Origin of the sequence: Micromonospora sp. WMMD1120, assembly GCF_029626235.1 — a bacterium.
Classification (GTDB): Bacteria; Actinomycetota; Actinomycetes; order Mycobacteriales; family Micromonosporaceae; genus Micromonospora.
The window spans coordinates 5,170,983-5,189,304 of record NZ_JARUBO010000005.1; the positions used below are offsets into that span (position 1 = coordinate 5,170,983).

The following is an 18,322-nucleotide window of genomic DNA, read 5'->3' on the forward strand; positions in this document are numbered from 1 at the left end:
ATGACGACAATCGAGTACGACGTCGTCGTGATCGGCGCGGGTCCGGTCGGGGAGAACGTCGCCGACCGGGTGGTCCGGGGTGGCCTGACCGCCGCCGTGATCGAGCGGGAGCTGGTTGGCGGCGAGTGCTCGTACTGGGCCTGCATGCCGACCAAGGCGCTGCTGCGAAGCGCGTCCGCGCTGCGGGCGGCGCGTCACCTCCCGGGCGCCCGGGAGGCGGTGACGGGCAACCTGGACGCCGCCGCGGTGCTCGCCCGCCGGGACTCGTTCGCCGCGCACTGGAAGGACGACGGGCAGGTGTCCTGGCTCGACTCGGCGGGCATCGCCCTGCACCGCGGCCACGGGCGGATCGTCGCGGCCCGGGTCGTCGAGGTCACCGACGCCGACGGCGGCACCACCAGACTGACCGCGCGGCACGCGGTGGTCGTCGCGACCGGCAGTGGCGCGCTGCTGCCGGACATCCCCGGTCTGCGCGAGGCGGCCCCCTGGTCCAGCCGCGAGGCCGCCTCGGCCCACTCGGTCCCCCGCCGACTCGCCATCATCGGCGGTGGCGTGGTGGCGTCCGAGATGGCGACCGCGTTCGCCGCTCTGGGGTCCTCGGTGACGATGCTGGCCCGGGACCGGGTGCTGCCGACGGTCGAGCCGTTCGCCAGTGAGCTGGTGACCGACTCGCTGCGCGCTGCCGGCGTCTCGGTACGCGTCGGCGCGGCGGCCGTCGCCGTTCGCCGCGACGAGAGCGGGACGGTGCACGTCGTCACCGCCGAGGGCGAGCCGGTGGACGCCGACGAGGTGTTGGTGGCTGTCGGCCGGACGCCGAACACCCAGGACCTCGGCCTGGAGACCGTCGGGCTGACCCCCGGCGCCTGGCTGCCGGTCGACGACACGCTGCGCGTCGTCGGCGGCGGGGGGTGGCTGTACGCCGCCGGTGACGTGAACCGGCGGGTCCTCCTGACCCACCAGGGCAAGTACCAGGCACGCGCGGTCGGCGACGTGATCGTCGCCCGGGCGACGGGGGAGGCGGTCGAGGACGGCCGCTGGGGCCGGCACGTGGCAACGGCCGACGAGCGCGCCGTGCCACAGGTGGTCTTCACCGACCCGGAGATCGCGTCGGTGGGGCTGACCGCGGCCGCGGCCGAGGCCGCCGGGCTACGGGTCCGCGTCGTGGACCACGACCTGGGCGCGGTCGCCGGGGCCGCGCTGCACGCCGACGGCTACCGGGGACGGGCCCGGATGGTGGTCGACGAGGACCGCGGGGTGATCGTGGGTTGCACGTTCGCCGGCCCGGACGTCGCCGAACTGATCCACGCCGCGACGATCGCCATCGTCGGCGAGGTCCCGCTGGACCGCCTGTGGCACGCGGTTCCGGCGTACCCGACAGTCAGCGAGGTCTGGCTGCGCCTGCTGGAGACCTACGGCCGGTGACGGTCAGCCCAGGAACACCTGGACGAGGACCAGCACGGCCAGCAGCGCCGGCCCCCGCGAGCCCTGCCGCAGCAGGTCGACGGGGATCATCCCGAACGGCGTGTTGACGGTCGCGCCACCGTAGTCGATCGGCGGGCGGGTGCCGGCCCGGAACGCGGCTGCCACCACGCCGAGCGCCAGCGTCGGGGCCAGCCACGCCGGGCCGGGGTCGACGGTCGGCACCGTCAGCAACCACCACAGGCCCGCGCCGACCGCCGGCACCACCACGTGGATCCCGCGCAGCAGCGCGTCGCTGCCGCCGAGGGCCCGGCGCAGCCCCGGCGACCGGCTGACCGCCCGCAGGCCGCCGGTCAGCCGGTCGGCGGCGAGGTACGCGAGGACCACCTGCGCGGCCCCGGCCAACCCCGGCAGGGCGAGCGCGGCAGCGTACTGCACGCCGAGCAGCGTCGCCCAGATCAGCACCGCGCTCGGGTGCCGGCGCAGCCGGCGGACGTCGGCCTGGATCAGCGCCCACCAGGCGGGGCCGGGCAGGAACCGGCGGCTGCGCACCCGGCCGATCCGACGCCACCGCCGGCTCTCCACCAGCCCGGCGAGCAGGCTCGGGTCCAGCAGGATGGTGGCCGTGGCGGCGGCGTTGGCGAACTGCGCGCCGGTGGTCAGCGTGGCGCGGTCGACCCGGGGCAGCGCGCGTACCGCGAGGATCGTCCCCACCACCGCCAGCGGCGCCGCGACCGCGACCAGCGCGAGCGTCGGCGTCGCCGCCGGGCGGGGCAGCCCGTCGCCGATACCGCCGGCGAGCACCACGGCGGCGGTGATCACCGCCGCCGCCACCATCGGCACCGCGCCGGCCAGCGTGGGCCACCGCCGACCCGACCGGCTGCTCTGGGCCACGACGCTGAGCGCCAGCGCGGACGCGCCCCACCCCGCGCCGGCCGCCGCCGCCCAGCCCAGGGCCGGCGCCTCGCCGACCCCGCCGAGCGCCGCCACGCCCACGCCGAGCCCGGCGGCGCCGGCCGCCGCCCCCAACAGCAGGAGGACGAAGCGCGGCGCCAGCCAGGCCCGCCGGTCCACCGGCGCGCTCGTCGCCCAGCTCTGCGTGGCCGGGGTGACCAGCAACGGGCCGAGCGCGCGCAGACCACGCCAGGCGAGACCGGCGCCGGCCAGCAGCGCGGCCACCACCAACCACCAGCGCACCCCCGGCTCCGCCTGCCCCACGGTGGGGGAGTTGAGCAGGTTACGGCTGGCGCTGATCGCGAACCAGCCGTACATGCCGGTGAACAGCACGATGACGTACGCGTCGCCCAGCACGTCGCCGAGCGAATGGTCGTGGTGCCGGCTGCGGGCCCGGCGCAGGCGTCTGCGCAGTTGCCGGGCGGTCGGCACAGCGGTGGGAGTCGCGGCGACGGTCGCCGGCGGGGCGCTCACCGGCCGATCTCGATGCGCTCGTCGACCACGGCGTCGATCAGCTCGGGGTCGTGCGAGGCCATCAGCACTGCCGTGCCGGCGTCCCGTTCCCGCAGCAGCCGGTCGGCGAGCCACTGCCGGCCCCGTACGTCGAGGCGCTGTTCCGGCTCGTCCAGGATCAACACCCGGCGGGGCCGGACGAAACACGACGCCAGCGCCAGCCGGCGGCGCTGCCCGCTGGACAGGGTCACCGGCAGTTGGTCGCGGGCCGGCTCCAGACCCAGCTCGGCGAGGACCTCCCCGACCGGCTCGGCGTCACCCCCGTGGGCGTACGCGACCAGCTCCAGGTGCTCGACCACCGAAAGGTCAGGAAAGAAGTCGATGTCGTCCAGGGCCGCCGCCACCATGGCCCGCACCTGCGGATCGGTCTCGTCGGCCCGGCGACCCTGCACCAGCACCTCGCCCTCGTCCGGCCGGTCGGCGCCGACGACGCAGCGCAGCAGTGTGGTCTTGCCGCTGCCGTTGGGGCCCAGCACCACGGCGATCCGGCCGGCCGGGAGCGTGAAGCTCACGTCGTCGAGCACGACCAGGTTCCCGAAGTTACGGCTGAGGCCCCGTACGGTGAGCGCGTCCACGATCACAGAGTCTCGCAGAGCCCCGCCAGCGACCAACCGGGGCGACCTAGGTCACGCGGTCGTCAGTGTCCACCTCCAGTCGCGCGGCGGCGGCGGCGCGGCTCGCGTCGTCGGCGACGTCCTCGGCGACGGACGCCGCCTCCTTCCAGTGCCGCCGCGCGTCGGTGTGCTCGCCCAGCGCGGCGCACGCGTCGCCCAGGTAGAGCAGGGTACGGGCCAGTCCGGCGGTCGGCTGCGTCTGCCTGCGCAGCCGACGGCTCTCGGTCAGCAGCTCGTGCGCCGTGCGCGCCTGCCCCGGGCTGCTGCGCAGCAGCGTCGCCCCGGCGTTGAGCAGGGCGGTGGCCCGGCTGGTCGGATCGTTCACCGACTCGTACTCGCGCAGCGCGGCCCGCCACGCCTGGGCGGCGTCCAGGTGCTCGCCGAGCGCGGCGTGCACCAGCACCAGGTTGGTCAGCGCCGCCGCGTACCCGCGCGCGTCACCCACCGAGCGGAACGTGTTCGCCGCCCGCACCAGGTGGTGGTGCGCCGCGTCCAGCTCACCCCGGGCCAACTGCGCCGCGCCCAGGCCCAGGTCGGTCAGGGCGTGCCCGGCCCGGTCGGCCCCGGAGCGGTGCCGCCGGGACATCTCCAGGTGCTCCACCGCGTCGTCGAGCTGCCCCAGGTCGAGCAGGGCCAGACCGAGGTTCATCCGGGCCTGGGCGGTGCCCCGGCGCCCCCGTTCGTTGACGGCGAGGGTCAGCGCGGCGGCCGCCCCCTGCGGGTCGTGCCGGCGTCGGCGCAGCACACCCAGCTCGTTGTGCGCCCACCCGGCGATCTCCGGACGGTCGTCCGCGGTCGGGGTGGCCAGCACGGTGCGGCAGACCTGCTCCCACTCGTCCAGCCGCTCGGTGTACGCCAGCCACCCGCACAGCGCCACGGCCAGCCGGAACCACCACCGGCGCACCCGCCGCGGCAGCGTCTCGGCCGCGCCCGCCGGCACCCCTACCACCGCCCGCAGCAGCTCCTGGTGCAGGTCGAACCAGCCGTACGGGTCGTCGTCCAGCGGCAGCGACCACTCCCGGTCCGGCGGGGCGCCGAGCACCGCCAGGTTGGCCGCGTGCCGCTCCGCCCGGCGCGCCAGGTGCCGGGTCAACCGGGCCTGGGCGGCGACCCGGGCCCGCACCGGGTCGGCGTCGCGCAGGTGCAGTCGGGCGCTGGCGGCGAGCAGGGGGCGGATCTCGTACCGGTCGCCGGGCGCGCCGTCCACGAACGCGGCGGCGGCCAACCGGTCCAGCAGGTCGGTCACCCGCTCGGGGTGCCGCCCGGCCAGCGCGGCGATGGTCGGACGGTCCACCGGGGCGGGAACCAGCGACATCAGCCGGTACAACCGGCGGGCCTCGCGGGGCAACGCCCGGTAGGCGGTGTCCCGCTCGGTGACCAGGCGGGCCGCCGGTGAGACGGCGAGCCGTTGGTGCGGTGGCGTCTGCACCGCGCGGCGCAGCGCGTCCAGCACGTCGGCGTGCCGCCAGCCGTGCTGGGCGGTGCGGTAGCCGAGGGCGCGGACGGTGCGCGGTTGCCGCCCGCACAGGTCGACGATCTCGGCCACCGCCGGATCGGTACGCGGGTCGGGCCGGTGTACCCGGGCGGCGGGCGCCGCCCCGCCCGCTGTCGCGAACAGCTCCACCGCCTCGGAGGTGCCCGGTTCGGCGATCCAGTGCGCGACGACGCCCTTCAGACCGACCAGCGCCGGACCGCCGGCGAGCAGCAGCCGGCAGGTGCGGGCGGTGGGCGGCAACAGCGGGCGCACCTGGTCCGGGCGGTCGACGTTGTCCAGCACCAGCAGGATCGCGCGCCCGTCGAGCTGGCCGCGCAGCGCGTCGGCGGCGGCGGCGAGCGCGTCCGGTCGGCCGGAGGTCGGTGCCGCGGTGCCCAGGATGCGGGCCAGCGCGGTGAGCACCTCTTTCGCCGAGCGGGGCCGACCACGGCGGCGCAGATCCAGGTAGAGCTGCCCGTCCGGGAAGTCCTCCCGGCACCGGTTGGCGGCCTCCACGGCGCAGGCCGAGGTGCCCACCGCCCGCCGGCCCAGCACCGCCACCGCGTGTTCCCGGGCGAGCAACCCGACCACCGTCTCGACGTGCTCGCCGCGACCGGTGAACTCGGCGGTGTAGGGCAGGGTCGGCGTACCGGTGGTCGGCGCGGCGAGCACGTCCGTCGGTTCCGGGTCGACCTGCCGGTCGGCCCGGCGGCGGCGCACCTCGTACACCAGGTAGCCGACGACGCTGCCGGCGGCCAGCACGATCGTCGCCGGCCCGAGCAGGTCGGCGGCCAGCTCGGACAAAAGGTTTCCGGCAAGGTTGCTGGCCACGTTGGCGAGGATGCTGCCGACCACCCCGCCGATGGCGATCAACGCCGGCCAGCGCGAGCCACCCCGCCCCCCGCCCGGCCGGGTCACCGCACGCCCCCGGAGACGAGCCCGGCGACCAGGTGCCGGCGGGAGAGCACCACGAGCACCACCGGCAGCACCGAGGCGAGCACCGAGCTGGCCGCCAACGTGCCACTGTTGCTCACGAAGCTGCGGGTCTGCTCGGCCAGGAACGGGCCGAGCGGCGACGCCCCCGACGCGCTGAACAGCCGACCCACCACCAGGTCGTTCCAGACCTGCACGAACTCCAACACGGAGACCGCCACCACCGCGGACAGGTTGTGCCGGGCCAACCGACGCAGGGTGTGCCACCATCGGCGACCACCCAGCCGGGCGTCGCGGACCTGCTCGACAGGCAGGTCGGCGAACGCGTTGCGCAGCACCAGCACCGCGAACGGCACACCGAGCGCGGTGTGCACCAACGCCAGCCCCTGTGCGGTGCCGGAGGAGAGCACCAGCCCCAGCACCTCGTTGACCGGCCCGGCGATCACCTGCACCGGCACGACGCTCGCCGCCAGCAGCAGCAGACCGGTGGCCTGCGCGGCCGGCCCGGTCAGCCAGGCCAACGGGTACGCGGCCAGCAGCGCGACCACCAGCACGGTGGCGGTCACCGCGGTCGCCAGCAGCAGCGTGAAGCCCAGCGTGCGCCACAGCTCCGTGCCGGCGATCAGCTCCCGGTAGGACTCGACGGCGGGTGGCCGCGACCACCAGCCGTGCGCGGCGGCGTCCACCTGTCCGTGCGCCGAGGTGGCGACCAGCACCACCAACGGCACCAGCCAGACGACCGCCGCGCCCGCCGCCAGCAGCCGGAACACCCGCCGGGGCGGGGCCACCGGGCCGGGCTGCGCGACCGGCTCGACCGGCGGTGGGGGCCACGCCTGTCGGACGAACAGGGCGGCCACCAGGATGCCGCCGACGACCGCGACCAACCACACCACCCCGAGCGCGGCGCCCTCGCCGGTGGTCGTGCCGCCCGACGTCTGCCAGATCCGCAGCGCGAGCACCGACGCCTCGTCGCGGACCGACCCGGGGGTCATCACCAGGATCAGGTCGAACGTGCGGCTGGTGCCGACCGCGACGAGCGCGAAGACCACTGCTGTCGTCCGCAGCAGCAGGGGACGCCACTGCGCGTCCCACAGCACGTGCCGGCGTTTTCCGCCGTACGCCCGGACCGCGTCGGCGAGACTCGGTGGCAGCGCGTCCAGCGCGGACCGGAAGACCAGCACCGCCAGCCCCACCCACGCCCAGACGAACGCCGACATCAGGGCGACGGTGACCAGACCCGGCCCGAGCATCTGCGGCGCGTCGTCGGCCGCACGCCCGGTCAACCGGGTCGCGACCAGTGTGGCCAGCCCCCGGCTCGGGTCCGGGTCGTACATCAGCCGGAAGATCACCCCGGTGACGACCAGCGGCAGCGCCACCGGCACCAGCAGGATCAACCGGACCAGCCCGCCCTCCTGCGAACGCCGGGACGCCACGGCCAGCAGATAGCCCAGTGCCGTCACCACTGCCGGCACCAGCAGCGCCCAGAGGACGGTGCGGCCGACCACCGCGCCGGTGTCCGGAGCGGCGAGCGCCGTGCGGAAGTGCGCCGCGCCGACCCACCGACCGTCGGTGGTGACGCTGGCGTGCACGGTCCGCAGCACCGGCCACAGCACCAACCCACCGAGCAGCACCGCGGCCGGCAGCAGCAGCGCCGATGTCGCCCCCGCCGCCGGGTACGCCCGCCCGCGCCGCGGCGGCCCGACGTCGTCGAGGACCGCCACCTCACCGAGGACCCGCCCCGGGCTCATCGGCCGCGCTCCGCCGTACGGGCCGCCTCGGCGAGCAGGCCGGTGGCGCGGCGGATCGCCTCGCTGGCGCGTACGCCGTCGGTGACGTCGGCGAAGAAACCCTGCATGATCCGCCAGATGCCCACGCCGTCCGAGCCGGTGAACGCGCCCGGCAACTGGTCGGACAGGTCGAAGCGCAGCGTGCCGGGCTCTCGCAGCTCCAGGGCCAGCCGCTGGCCGACCCGGCTCTGGTAGCTGGTGATCGTCACGTTGGTGTTGGGCGACAGGTAACCGCCGGCCCGCAGCCAGGGCTGGAACGAGTCGGCGCGGCTGAGCCACTCGACCAGCTCGACACCGCCCCGGTTGCCGGCGAACGCCACGGCGGCGTCGCCACCGACGATCAGCGGAGCGCCACCGGGCTGGTCACCGGGGAACCGGAACGTCGTCGGCGCCTCCGCCCCGCGCTGGAACGGACCGACGACGTCGGCGGTGAAGTCGGCGCCGACGAGCAGCACCGCCCGCCGGGCGTGCACCACCTGGATCACCGCCTCCTCGTACTGGGTGAGCAGGGCGCGCCGGCCGCCGCCGACGAACGCGCCCGGGATGCTCCAGAGCCCGGCGAGCCGGTCCAGGGCGTCGCGCACCGAACGGCCCTGCCAGTCGGCGCCGGGTCGGGCGAGAGCGGTGTAGTCGTTCGGCGCGACGTCGGCCAGGACGTTCTCGAACCAGTCGGTCAGCACCCAGCCATCGGCGGCGCCGATGGCCAGCGGGGCCGGCCCACCGGCGCGCCGCGCGAGCGCGCCGAGCCGCCGCGTCTGCTCGACCAGCGCGTCCCAGGTCGCGGGTTGCTCGGGCAGCATGGACGGCAGGTGCCACACCAGCGACTTGTGCGCCGCCTTCACCCACACCCCGTACCGCTGGCCGCCGGCCGTGAGCAGCTCGCCCAGCCCGGTGGGCACCGCGTACTCGGTCGACGGGCGCAGCGGGCTCAACCAACCCCGCCGGGCGTACTCGCTGACCAGGCCGGGGCGCGGCAGGATCGCCACGTCCGGGCTGGTGCCGGCCAGATGCCGGGCCCGCAGGAACGCGTCGATGTCGTTGCCGGCGCTGACCACCCGCACCGAGCCGGGATAGCCGTCGACGACCTGACGGAACCGGTCCAACTCGCTGGTGCTCCAGACCACCGCCACCTGCACCGACCGGTCGCCGCCCGTGCAACCGGCGGCCAGCGCGGTGGCGCCCACGGCGGCGGCGCGCAGCAGGGTACGACGGCTCAGCCGCCCGGTCGGCCTCACCGCGACGCCCCGCTCGGCTCGGTGACCAGCTCGTGCCGCAGCGGGATCTCGGCCAGCGTGGCCGGGTCGGCGGTGCAGACCAGCACCGCCACGCCCGGCGCGTCCGGCGGAGACAGCCGGGGCACCAGGTCACCGAGGCGGCTGTCCCCGGCCGAGCCGGCCGGCAGGTCGATCACGAGCACCTCGGGCAGGCAGGCCGCCGCCCGAGCGAGGGCCACCCGGAACCGCTGGGCGGCCGAGATCTGGTGCGGCAGCAGGGTCAGCGAGAGCGCCAGCTCCAGCCGGTCGACGACGGTGGCCGTCCAGTCGTCGGCCACCTCGTGCACCCGTTCGCGTTTGCGCTGGCCGTACTCGATGTTGCGGCGCACGGTGAGCTGCGGCAGCAACGCCCCGCCGGCCGGCACGTACCCGATCTGCCGGCGCGGTGGCGGCAGGGCGGTGACGTCGCGCTCACCGACCAGGACGCGCCCGGTCACCGGTGCGGCGAGCCCGGCCAGCACCCGGGCCACGGCGGTGCCGTAACGGGGTGGCGCCACCAGGGCGGCGAGCGTGCCGGCGGGGACGTCCAGGGTCACCGGCCCGGTGCCGGGGACGGCGACCAGTGCGTGTAGCCGTAACGTGACCCTCACCTCCGGTGACCGCTGCTGCCCGTCCCAGGGTGGCACACCGCGCCGACCGTCGATGTCATCGACCCTTCCACTGTGGAGATCAGGGCGGCTCGTCCGGGCGGACCGGGCGTTGCGGTGTTAGGGTCCGACCACCGCCCGGGGAGGGATGTCATGGCCTCCGACCACGTCGACGTGCTGATCATCGGCGCCGGCCTCTCCGGCGTCGGGGCCGCCTGCCACCTGCGCCGGGAGTGCCCCGACAAGACCTACGCGGTGCTGGAGGCGCGCGACGCCATCGGCGGCACCTGGGACCTGTTCCGCTACCCCGGCGTCCGCTCCGACTCCGACATGTTCACCCTGGGCTACTCGTTCCGGCCGTGGACCGCCCCGCAGGCCATCGCCGACGGCGCGGCCATCCGGGAGTACGTGCGGGACACCGCCCGGGAGTACGACGTGCCGCGGCACATCCGCTTCGGGCACCGGGTGCTGCGCGCCGAGTGGCACACCGACACCGCGCGCTGGACGGTGACCGCCCAGCGCGCCGACACCGCCGAGACCGTGGTGGTGACCTGCTCGTTCCTGTTCGCCTGCACCGGCTACTACCGCTACGACGAGGGCTACACGCCGCCACTGCCCGGCGTCGACGCGTACGCCGGGCGGGTGGCGCACCCGCAGCACTGGCCCGACGACCTCGACCACACCGGCAGACGGGTGCTGGTGATCGGCAGCGGGGCCACCGCGGTCACCGTGGTCCCGGCCCTGGCCCAGCGGGCCGCGCACGTGACGATGCTCCAGCGCTCACCGACGTACATCATGCCGTTGCCCTCCCGCGACCGGCTCGCCGACGCGCTGCGACGCCGGCTGCCGGCGACCGTGGCGTACCCGGTGGTGCGCGCCAAGAACGTGCTGCTGGCCACCGCCACCTTCCAGCTCAGCCGGCGCGCGCCCGCCCTGGTGCGGCGGGCGCTGCGCCGGGCCGCGCGGGTCCGGCTCCCGGCGGGGTACGACGTGGACAGGCACTTCGCACCCCGCTACGACCCCTGGGACCAGCGGCTCTGCGTGGCGCCCGACGGCGACCTGTTCACCGCCGTGCGGGAGGGCCGCGCCTCGGTGGTCACCGACACCATCGACACCTTCACCCCGCACGGCGTGCGGCTGACCTCCGGTGTCGAGGTGCCGGCCGACATCGTTGTCACCGCGACCGGGCTCAACCTGCTCGCCCTCGGCGGGCTGACGCTGCGGGTGGACGGCGTCGACGTGGACCTGGCGCAGTCCGTCGCCTACAAGGGGATGATGCTCTCCGGGGTGCCGAACTTCGCCCTGACCCTCGGCTACACCAACGCGTCGTGGACGCTCAAGGCCGACCTGGTCGCCGGCTACGTCTGCCGACTCCTGCGGCACCTGGACCGCACCGGAGCGCAGGTCGTCACCCCGCTCCCACCGCCCGGGGCCGAGCGGGCGCCACTGATCGACCTCCGCTCCGGGTACGTGCTGCGCGCCGCCGACGCGCTGCCCAAGCAGGGCGCCGCCGCGCCCTGGCGGCTGTACCAGAACTACGCCCGCGACGTGCTGCTGATGCGGCACGGCCGGCTCACCGACGAGGGTGTGCGGTTCTCCCGCGCCAGAGCAGAGGAGCCCGATCGTGCGGAGGTTTGACTTCGTCGGCGCGACAGCGGTGGTCACCGGGGCCGCCAGCGGCATCGGCGAGGCGTTGGCGCACGCGCTGGCCGGCCGGGGCAGCGACCTGGTCCTGCTCGACCGCGACGCCGAGCGGTTGGACGCCGTCACCGCCGCGATCCGCGCCGCGCACCCGGGGCGGCAGGTCGCCACGTACCTGGTGGACCTCGCCGACGCGAGCGCCACCGCCCGGGTGGCCGCGGAGATCCGCCAACGGCACCCACGGGTACGACTGCTGGTGAACAACGCCGGCGTGGGCCTCGGCGGCCGCTTCGACCAGGTGACGTTCGAGGAGTTCAGCTGGGTCGTCGACGTCAACTTCCGGGCCGTGGCGCAGCTGACCCACGCGCTGCTGCCCACCCTGCGGGCGGAGCCGGGCGCGCACCTGGTCAACGTCTCCAGCCTGTTCGGGCTGATCGCGCCCGCCGGGCAGGTCGCCTACTCGGCGAGCAAGTTCGCCGTACGCGGTCTCACCGAGGCGCTGCGCCACGAGCTCGTCGACGACGGCATCGGGGTGACCTCGGTGCACCCCGGCGGGATCCGCACCCGCATCACCGCGAACGCCCGGATCGGCAGCGGGGTGTCGCACGACGAGTACGCGGCCGGTCGGGCCCAGTTCGAGAAGCTGCTCACCATCGCGCCGCAACGGGCGGCCGAGGTGATCCTGCGCGGCGTCGAGCGGCGGCGGGGCCGGGTGCTGATCGGCTGGTCGGCGAAGGTGCCCGACCTGCTGGTCCGGCTTCTGCCCGGCTCGTACAACCGGTTGCTGGTCACCGGCCTGAACCGGGGGGTGACCCGCCCGGCGCCGCCGGCCTCCGCCGTTCCCGCGCAACGCCCCGGCGACGTCGGGTCGGCGCGCGAGGCACCGTGACCGGGCACCCGGTCACGGTGGGTTGCTGCCCCGCTTCTCCTCCTGCGCCAGCACCGCCTCGCGGTGCTCCGGCTGGTCGCGACGGGCCAGCTCGGCGGCGAGCCGCGGATCGGCCACCAACCGGGCCCGGTTACGGTGCAGGAAACTCTCGAACCCCCCGGTGTACGGGCAGGCCAGATCACCGAGCGCCCGCCCCGGCAGGTAGCGGCAGCCGGAGCAGTAGTCGCTGATCTCGTCGATGTCGCCGCCGTCCACCGCGTACGGTCGGGTGTCCACCCGGGCCAGGTCGGCGTACTGGCTCATGCCGACGACCGTCGCGTTCATCACCCAGTCGGCGCCGTCGACGAAGCAGCGCTGGAACCAGTCCGCCAGCTCGGCCGGGCGCCAACCGCGCTGCAACGCGTAGTTCGCCAGCACCAGCAGGCGCGGGGTGTGGTGGGTCCAGGCCCGGTCGCGCACCGCGCCGAGCACGTCGGCCAGGCAGCGGGCCTCCACGGCGTCGGCGTCCAGGTCGGCGAACCACTGCGGCAACGGTTCGGTCGCGGCCAGCCAGTTGGCCCCCCGGAAACCCGGCTCGACGTACCAGTAGAGCTGCCACAGGAACTCCCGCCAGCCGAGCAGCCCTCTGATGAACGGCTCCACCGCCGTACGCGGGGCCGCTCCGCTGCGCCACGCCTGCTCGGCGGCGCGCAGCACCGGCTCCGGGTCGAGCAGCCCCAGGTTGAACGAGGACGACAGCACGGAGTGCGCGAAAAACGGGTCGCCGACGCTCATCACGTCGACGCAGCGGCCGTAGTCGGGCAGCCGGTGGGTCAGGAAGTGCGCCAGCCGCGACTGCGCCTCGGCGTGCGTCGCGGGGTGCTGCCGGGGACCGTCCCGGCCGACGAACCGCACCCCGTCGGCGGCCCACCGGTCCAGATCGTGGCGGACCTGGGCGTCGATGTCATCCTCGACGATCGGCGGGGGTGGTGGCGGCGTCTCCGGCGCGTCGCGGGCCTCGGCCCGGGGCCGCCGTCCGGTCGCGGCGCTGAGGACGCCGTGCCGGCGGCGGGCGTGCCGGTAGAAGTCGGTCATCCGCAGCGTGCCGCGTCGGGCGCGGTCGGCCCAGTCGGCGAAGTCGGCCTGGCTGGTGACGAAGCCGCGCGGCGGCAGCACCGTCAGCCCCGGCACCGAGCGGGCGAAACGCAGCGCCGCCCGGGAGTGGGGATGACACACCTCCACCGGCTCGGCGACCCGCGCCAGTGCCTCCCGGAAGGTGTCGGTACGCAGCAGCAGCGCCCGGTCGCCCAACTCGGCCGCGCGGTGGCGCAGCGCGGAGAGGATCAGGTGCGCCTTCTGCCGGTGCAGAGGCCGTCGGCGGAAGAGTTCTCGGACCTCCACCAGCAGCACCGGCTGGTCGGGGTCGTCGAGGAAATGTGGCCCCAGTTGATCGGCCAACAACCATCGGCGGCGATACATGCCATGATTCTGCCCAAGTCCCGGCCCTCGCGCCCGCTGTTACGCCGGCGCGCTCGCCCCGGCGTCGCGGCGCCGCAACACCACGGTGAGGGTCACGAGCGCCACCAACAGGGCCGCCAGCACGTACACCGGGGCCGGCGCGAGCGGCGCGAGCAGCGCCAGCAGCGCGACGACCGGGAACGCGACGGCGACCACGCCGTGCTGCTGCCGACGGACGTGCAACACCCAGACCGTGAGCAGGAAGACGGCGACCGGGATCGCCACCGCGTACCCGGCGGCCCGCCCGGAGATGTGCGTCAGCCGCCGCTCCAGATCCGCCCAGACCGCCAGGCCGGTGCCGACCGCGGCGATGGCCGCGAAGATCAGGTAGTGGCCGTAACCCCAGATCAGGGAGTACGGCATCCGGTCCGGCGCCTCGCTGGGCCGGTCGAAGTAGAGCCACCACAGCGCGTAGACGATGACCGCCCCCGCCGCCGCGAGCGACCACAGGCCGGGCTCACCGGCGTCCAGTCCGCTCTGGATCGCCACCGAGATGGACAGCACCGCCTCGCCGAGCACGATCAGCGTGAACAACCCGTACCGTTCGGCGATGTGCCGGGGGTGCCACGGGGTCATGCCGGGACGTTCGGCGACCGCCGGCACCAGCAGGTCGGCGAGGACCAGCACCAGGAACGGCGCCAGGCCCCACCCGCCGGGCAACAGCAGCCGCAGCAACCAGCCGACCTGCACCACCGCCACGCCGATCGCGTAGCGCCGCGCCGCCGCACGGTGGGCGGGGTCGCCCGCCGCCGCCCGACTCCAGTGCGCGACGGCCGCGAGTCGCATCACCACGTACCCGTAGGTGATGACGGCGAAGTCGCCGTCGGCGAACGCGCGTGGCACGCCCGCCGCCAGGATCAGCGCCCCGGAGATCTGCACCAGCGTGGTGATCCGGTAGACGTCGTCGTCGGTGTCGTACGCCGAGGCGAACCAGGTGAAGTTCACCCACGACCACCAGATCGCGAAGAACACCATCAAATAGCTGACCACCGCGTGGCGCAGGTGACCCTCGGCCAGGTCGTGGTGCAGGCTGCTGCTCGCCTGCGCCACGGCGACCACGAAACACAGGTCGAAGAAGAGCTCCAGCGGGGTCGCCGTGCGGTGCGGCTCGTCCCGCCGACGGGGCCGCATCGGCCGGTAGAAAGGCCGCACCGGACGGCTGGTGGGCAATGCGGCTCCTCTGGCCCGGCTCAGTGCCGCCGGCGACCGTGGCTCAGCCCTTCCAGCACCAGGGTCAGCCCGGCCCCGACCAGCCAGACGTCCTTGGCCAGGCCCGCGCCCTGCTGCGTCGGGCGTATGCCGCCGGGTCGGCGCATACCCGGCGTCTTCAGGTAGAGCTGCACCAGGCCCGCGCCGAACGCGGTCAGGCCGAGCCCGACCAGGGGGGCCGGAACGATCGGCGCGATCAGCGCGGCGCCCAGGGCGATCTCGGAGTACGCCAGCAGCTTCGCGAAGCGCGCCGGCTCCAGTTGACCGAGCTGCGGCATGGCGGCAACCGCCATCCCGTGCATGCCCTCCGCGGCGGCGCCCTCCAGGTTGCGCTTGCCCAGGCCCGAGTCGAGGAAGTACGCGCCGATACTCACCCGTAGCGGCAGGTGCGCGAGTTTCATTGTCACTCCTGATGGCCGTGATCGACCGCGCTGGCGTACCCAGGACCGCCTGCGATAACCCCCCGCGGCCCCTGGGCTGGCCGTGGTGATCGCGGTAGGTTCGCCGAGGGCCCACCACCGATCCTGTGGCACCCGCCCACCCCGGCGCGCCGGCCCTGCCGCGCAGACCACCAGCAGGAGGCGAAGTGAGCCAGGAAGTCCGGGGAGTGATCTCCCGCAGCAAGGGCGCGCCGGTCGAGGTCACCACCGTCGTGGTGCCCGATCCCGGCCCCGGTGAGGCCGTCGTTCAGATCCAGTCCTGCGGGGTCTGCCACACCGACCTGCACTATCGCGAGGGCGGCATCAACGACGACTACCCGTTCCTGCTCGGTCACGAGGCGGCCGGGATCGTCGAGCAGGTGGGCGAGGGCGTCACCGACGTCGCGCCGGGCGACTTCGTGGTGCTCAACTGGCGGGCCGTCTGCGGCGTCTGCCGCGCCTGCCGTCGGGGTCGCCCGTGGTACTGCTTCGACACCCACAACGCCAAGCGGCGGATGACCCTCACCGACGGCACCGAGCTCGCCCCGGCGCTGGGCATCGGCGCGTTCGTGGAGAAGACGCTGGTGCACGCCGGGCAGTGCACGAAGGTGGACCCGGCCGCCCGACCGGCCGCCGTCGGCCTGCTCGGCTGCGGGGTGATGGCCGGACTGGGCGCGGCGATGAACACCGGCAACGTCACGCGCGGCGACTCGGTCGCGGTGATCGGCTGCGGCGGCGTCGGGGACGCGGCGGTCGCCGGCGCGGCCCTCGCCGGCGCCACCACGATCGTCGCGGTGGACACCGACGGCCGCAAGCTGGACTGGGCCCGCAGGTTCGGCGCCACCCACACGGTGAACGCCTCGGAGACCGACCCGGTCGAGGCGATCCGGGCGGCCACCGGCGGCTTCGGCGCGGACGTGGTGATCGACGCGGTGGGCCGACCGGAGACCTGGCAGCAGGCCTTCTACGCGCGGGACCTGGCCGGCACCGTGGTGCTGGTCGGCGTGCCGACCCCGCAGATGCGGATCGAGCTGCCGCTGCTGGACGTCTTCGGTCGCGGCGGCGCGCTCAAGTCCAGCTGGTACGGCGACTGCCTGCCCAGCCGGGACTTCCCGATGCTCACCGAGCTGTACCTGCAGGGCCGCCTCGACCTGGACGCGTTCGTCACCGAGGAGATCAGCCTCGACCAGGTCGAGAACGCCTTCGACCGGATGCACCACGGCGACGTGCTCCGCTCGGTGGTGGTGTTCTGATGACCGCCCGGATCGACCACGCTGTCACCTCGGGCACGTTCTCCCTCGACGGGCAGACGTTCGACGTGGACAACAACGTGTGGGTGATCGGTGACGACGACGAGTGCGTCGTGCTGGACGCCCCGCACGACGTGCCCGCGATCCTCGCCCTGGTGGGGGACCGCCGGGTCCGGGCGATCCTCGCCACCCATGCCCACGACGACCACGTACGGGTGGCGCCCGAGCTGGCCGAGGCCACCGGCGCGCCGGTGCTGCTGCACGCCGCCGACCGGGTGCTGTGGGACCTGGTCCACCCGTACCTGCCCCCGCACGGAGAGCTGCACGACGGGCAGAGCATCGACGTCGCCGGCACCACGCTGCGGGTGCTGCACACTCCCGGGCACAGCCCCGGCGCGTGCAGTTTCCACGCTCCGGAGTTGGGTGCGGTGTTCACCGGGGACACCCTGTTCGCCGGTGGTCCGGGCGCGACCGGCCGTTCGTACAGCGACTTCGACACCATCGTGGCCTCGATCCGCGCCCGCCTGCTGACCCTGCCGGCGGAGACGGTCGTGCACACCGGCCACGGCGACGACACGACGATCGGCGCGGAGGCCCCGCATCTGGGGGAGTGGCTGGCCCGGGGCCACTGACCCCGTCCACCGTGGAGTTAGGATCCAGCGCATGGTCGCCGAGCCGCCCGTCCCCGTCGTCCGCCAGTTGCGCCTCGTGGTGGAGGCTGACGACCACGAGGCCGCCGTCGCCTTCTTCCGGGACGCGCTCGGCCTGCCCGAGGAGGCGGAGTTCGTCAGCGACGGAGACGCCCGGGTCATGATCCTTCAGGCGGGTCGCGCCACCCTCGAACTGGCCAACCCGGCCCAGAAGCGCCTTATCGACGAGGTCGAGGTGGGTCGACAGGTCGCGCCGCGCATCCGGGTGGCCTTCGAGGTGGACGACGCCGAGGCGACCACCGCCCGTCTGGTGGCCGCCGGCGCGAGCGAGGTGGCCCCACCGACGCGTACGCCGTGGGATTCGCTCAACTCCCGCCTGGACGCGCCCGCCGGCCTGCACATCACCGTCTTTCAGGAGCTGGGGGCGCGGACCGGTCCACAGCAGGGGATGCCCGGTCGTGACAGCGACGACTGAGCCGAGCGGTCTGCGGGCCGGAGCGGTCACGCCGGCGCAGGCCGCCGCGTTGGCGTACGTGCGTGCGGTGGCGTTGCGCGAGCGACACACCGCGCTCACGGCCATCGCGCGGGAACTCGCCACCCGGCCGGATTAGGTGCTCGAGGCGGTTGTCCGACACGGCGGCGTTGGCCGACGACGGGGTCTATCTCAGTCAGTTCGTCACCGGGATCTCCAACGGGAAGCTCTCGGCGTACCCCGGCAGCGACCCTGACCAGTGGGAACGGCGGTGGACGCGGCGTTGGTCGGCCCGGCGGCGGCCTCGGCGGTCACCGAGCCGCGACGGTGGGCGAACCGAGGGCCGATCACCGACACCCTTTAGCACCTCAAGCAGGTGTGGCACGTCCTCGTCCGGTTCGGTGAGCCGCACGAACGCTTCACCGACCGTGATGGCTCGCACGTCCACTCACGGTAACGACAGACCGCCCAGCGCTCACCCCCCACCACATCACCCACCGCCCTTTGCTCTGCCGCCCTATCCGCACCACGGCAGGTGAGCTGCGACGGCACTGTTCCAACCGACTGGCCGGGCCTCGTGACCAGCGTGACGGACGGTAGCTGGCGCTCATAGGTAGGCAGAGCAAAGGGCGGGAGGTGGGGCTTTGGTACCGCGTCCGAAATCACCGAGAGCCACCATTGTTCCCGGCTGTCATCGGCTGTCACCGGCTGTCACCGGCGTCACGCCTCGTCCGAGCCGG

Annotated in this window: 17 protein-coding genes; 8 read left to right on the plus strand and 9 right to left on the minus strand. The window is 74.6% G+C overall.

What is annotated here, in order from left to right; all coding sequences use genetic code 11:
• Window positions 1-1,422, plus strand: coding sequence for an NAD(P)/FAD-dependent oxidoreductase (locus tag O7634_RS23715; RefSeq protein WP_278152334.1), 1,422 nt, complete (start codon window positions 1-3; stop codon window positions 1,420-1,422).
• Window positions 1,423-1,425: 3 nt separating this feature from the next.
• Here O7634_RS23715 and O7634_RS23720 read toward each other — a convergent pair whose 3' ends face one another.
• Genes O7634_RS23720 through O7634_RS23745 form a run of 6 tightly spaced genes read right to left on the minus strand, consistent with a single transcriptional unit; the run spans window position 1,426 to window position 9,558 of the window.
• The gene (locus O7634_RS23720) at window positions 1,426-2,847 is read right to left on the minus strand and encodes a DUF6297 family protein (protein WP_278152335.1); all 1,422 of its coding nucleotides are present in this window, start codon (window positions 2,845-2,847) and stop codon (window positions 1,426-1,428) included.
• Window positions 2,844-3,461, minus strand: coding sequence for an ABC transporter ATP-binding protein (locus tag O7634_RS23725; RefSeq protein WP_278152336.1), 618 nt, complete (start codon window positions 3,459-3,461; stop codon window positions 2,844-2,846). Before O7634_RS23725 ends, O7634_RS23720 begins: the two co-directional genes overlap by 4 nt.
• A 46-nt stretch (window positions 3,462-3,507) precedes the next feature.
• On the minus strand, window positions 3,508-5,892 hold the full coding sequence (locus tag O7634_RS23730; RefSeq protein ID WP_278152337.1) for a tetratricopeptide repeat protein: 2,385 nt from the start codon (window positions 5,890-5,892) through the stop codon (window positions 3,508-3,510).
• Window positions 5,889-7,655: an ABC transporter permease subunit gene (locus O7634_RS23735; RefSeq protein ID WP_278152338.1), complete on the minus strand. Its 1,767-nt coding sequence runs from the start codon at window positions 7,653-7,655 to the stop codon at window positions 5,889-5,891. The genes O7634_RS23730 and O7634_RS23735 overlap by 4 nt, the downstream gene beginning before the upstream one ends.
• Window positions 7,652-8,929, minus strand: coding sequence for an extracellular solute-binding protein (locus tag O7634_RS23740; protein ID WP_278152339.1), 1,278 nt, complete (start codon window positions 8,927-8,929; stop codon window positions 7,652-7,654). The genes O7634_RS23735 and O7634_RS23740 overlap by 4 nt, the downstream gene beginning before the upstream one ends.
• Window positions 8,926-9,558, minus strand: a complete 633-nt coding sequence (locus O7634_RS23745) for an ATP-binding cassette domain-containing protein (protein ID WP_278152340.1) — start codon at window positions 9,556-9,558, stop codon at window positions 8,926-8,928. The genes O7634_RS23740 and O7634_RS23745 overlap by 4 nt, the downstream gene beginning before the upstream one ends.
• Window positions 9,559-9,708: 150 nt before the next feature.
• Here O7634_RS23745 and O7634_RS23750 point away from each other — a divergent pair, with 150 nt between their 5' ends.
• Window positions 9,709-11,193 carry an NAD(P)/FAD-dependent oxidoreductase gene (locus O7634_RS23750; protein ID WP_278152341.1) on the plus strand — a complete coding sequence of 495 codons (1,485 nt, stop codon included), beginning with the start codon at window positions 9,709-9,711 and terminating at the stop codon, window positions 11,191-11,193.
• Entirely contained in the window at window positions 11,180-12,085 is a 906-nt protein-coding gene (locus O7634_RS23755) for an SDR family NAD(P)-dependent oxidoreductase (RefSeq protein ID WP_278152342.1), read from the plus strand. The genes O7634_RS23750 and O7634_RS23755 overlap by 14 nt, the downstream gene beginning before the upstream one ends.
• Before the next feature lie 12 nt (window positions 12,086-12,097).
• On the opposite strand, the gene O7634_RS23760 is transcribed toward O7634_RS23755, so the two are convergent.
• The 3 genes from O7634_RS23760 to O7634_RS23770 are packed head-to-tail and all read right to left on the minus strand — an operon-like array spanning window position 12,098 to window position 15,192.
• Window positions 12,098-13,543, minus strand: a complete 1,446-nt coding sequence (locus O7634_RS23760) for a cryptochrome/photolyase family protein (RefSeq protein WP_278152343.1) — start codon at window positions 13,541-13,543, stop codon at window positions 12,098-12,100.
• A 39-nt stretch (window positions 13,544-13,582) separates the two neighbouring features.
• Window positions 13,583-14,752 (minus strand): low temperature requirement protein A, encoded by a 1,170-nt coding sequence (locus O7634_RS23765; protein WP_278152344.1) that lies wholly within the window; start codon window positions 14,750-14,752, stop codon window positions 13,583-13,585.
• Between the two features lie 20 nt (window positions 14,753-14,772).
• On the minus strand, window positions 14,773-15,192 hold the full coding sequence (locus tag O7634_RS23770) for a hypothetical protein (RefSeq protein ID WP_278152345.1): 420 nt from the start codon (window positions 15,190-15,192) through the stop codon (window positions 14,773-14,775).
• A 185-nt stretch (window positions 15,193-15,377) separates the two neighbouring features.
• Here O7634_RS23770 and O7634_RS23775 point away from each other — a divergent pair, with 185 nt between their 5' ends.
• The 5 genes from O7634_RS23775 to O7634_RS23795 are packed head-to-tail and all read left to right on the plus strand — an operon-like array spanning window position 15,378 to window position 18,121.
• Entirely contained in the window at window positions 15,378-16,463 is a 1,086-nt protein-coding gene (locus O7634_RS23775) for an S-(hydroxymethyl)mycothiol dehydrogenase (protein ID WP_278152346.1), read from the plus strand.
• Entirely contained in the window at window positions 16,463-17,092 is a 630-nt protein-coding gene (locus O7634_RS23780) for an MBL fold metallo-hydrolase (protein WP_278152347.1), read from the plus strand. The genes O7634_RS23775 and O7634_RS23780 overlap by 1 nt, the downstream gene beginning before the upstream one ends.
• A gap of 31 nt (window positions 17,093-17,123) precedes the next feature.
• Window positions 17,124-17,585, plus strand: coding sequence for a VOC family protein (locus O7634_RS23785; protein WP_278152348.1), 462 nt, complete (start codon window positions 17,124-17,126; stop codon window positions 17,583-17,585).
• A complete protein-coding gene (locus tag O7634_RS23790) occupies window positions 17,569-17,721 on the plus strand; it encodes a hypothetical protein (RefSeq protein WP_278152349.1) in 153 nt (50 codons plus the stop codon). The genes O7634_RS23785 and O7634_RS23790 overlap by 17 nt, the downstream gene beginning before the upstream one ends.
• A complete protein-coding gene (locus O7634_RS23795; RefSeq protein WP_278152350.1) occupies window positions 17,648-18,121 on the plus strand; it encodes a DUF3626 domain-containing protein in 474 nt (157 codons plus the stop codon). The genes O7634_RS23790 and O7634_RS23795 overlap by 74 nt, the downstream gene beginning before the upstream one ends.
• The last annotated feature ends 201 nt before the right edge of the window (window positions 18,122-18,322 follow it).